This window comes from Pseudomonas sp. HMSC063H08 (assembly GCF_001813645.1).
Taxonomy (GTDB): domain Bacteria; phylum Pseudomonadota; class Gammaproteobacteria; order Pseudomonadales; family Pseudomonadaceae; genus Pseudomonas; species Pseudomonas aeruginosa.
The window spans coordinates 1-1,425 of sequence record NZ_KV813389.1 but is presented as its reverse complement, the minus strand read 5'-3'; the positions used below and the strand labels follow the sequence as shown (position 1 = coordinate 1,425).

At 66.5% G+C, this 1,425-nt stretch carries 1 protein-coding gene; it reads right to left on the bottom strand.

What is annotated here, in order from left to right:
• Nucleotides 1–1,425: acetaldehyde dehydrogenase ExaC (locus HMPREF2924_RS08190; RefSeq protein WP_057391504.1), on the bottom strand; the 1,425-nt coding region annotated here is incomplete at both ends.

Genomic DNA, 1,425 nt, shown 5'->3' with positions numbered 1-1,425 from the left:
GATGTCGTAGCTCACCAGCAGGTTCTTGGTCTGCTGGTAGTGGTCGAGCATCATCTTGTGCGTCTCGCGACCGACGCCGGACTTCTTGTAGCCGCCGAACGCGGCGTGGGCCGGGTACAGGTGGTAGCAGTTGGTCCACACGCGACCGGCCTTGATCCCGCGGCCCATGCGGTAGGCGCGGTTGATGTCGCGGGTCCAGAGGCCGGCGCCGAGGCCGTACTCGGTGTCGTTGGCGATGGCCAGGGCCTCGGCTTCGTCCTTGAAGGTGGTGACGCCGACCACCGGGCCGAAGATTTCCTCCTGGAACACGCGCATCTTGTTGTGTCCCTTGAGCAGGGTCGGCTGGATGTAGTAGCCGCTGGCCAGGTTGCCTTCGAGCTTCTCGACGCTGCCGCCGGTGAGCACTTCGGCGCCTTCCTGCTGGGCGATGTCGAGGTAGGAGAGGATCTTCTCGTACTGCTGCTGGGAAGCCTGGGCGCCGACCATGGTCTCGGTGTCCAGCGGGTCGCCGCGCTTGATCGCCCTGACCTTCTTCAGCACCTCTTCCATGAACGCCGGGTAGATCGACTCCTGGACCAGCGCGCGGGACGGGCAGGTGCACACCTCGCCCTGGTTGAAGAAAGCCAGCACCAGGCCCTCGGCGGCCTTCTCGATGAACGCCGGCTCGGCCTGCATGATGTCTTCGAAATAGATGTTCGGGCTCTTGCCGCCCAGCTCGACGGTGGAGGGAATGATGTTCTCCGCCGCGCACTTGAGGATGTGCGAGCCGACCGGGGTGGAACCGGTGAAGGCGATCTTGGCGATGCGCTTGCTGGTGGCCAGGGCCTCGCCGGCCTCCCTGCCGAAGCCCTGGACGACATTGAGCACGCCCGGCGGCAGCAGGTCGCCGATGAGTTCCAGCAGCACGCAGATGCCCAGCGGGGTCTGCTCGGCCGGCTTGAGCACCACGCAGTTGCCGGCGGCCAGCGCCGGGGCCAGCTTCCAGGCGGCCATCAGCAGCGGAAAGTTCCACGGGATGATCTGCCCGACCACGCCCAGCGGCTCATGGATGTGGTAGGCCACGGTGCTGTCGTTGATCTCGGCGGCGGAGCCTTCCTGGGCGCGAATGCAGCCAGCGAAGTAGCGGAAGTGGTCGGCGGCCAGGGGGATGTCGGCGTTGAGGGTCTCGCGCACGGCCTTGCCGTTGTCCCAGGTCTCGGTGACGGCGAGCAGTTCCAGGTTCTGCTCGATGCGGTCGGCGATCTTCAGCAGGATGTTCGAACGCTCCTGCACCGAGGTGCGGCCCCAGGCGTCGGCGGCGGCGTGGGCGGCGTCGAGGGCCTTGTCGATGTCCTCGGCGGTGGAACGGGGGAACTCGGCGATCGGCTGGCCGTTCACCGGCGAGGTGTTGGTGAAGTACTGGCCCTTGACCGGAGGCACGAACTC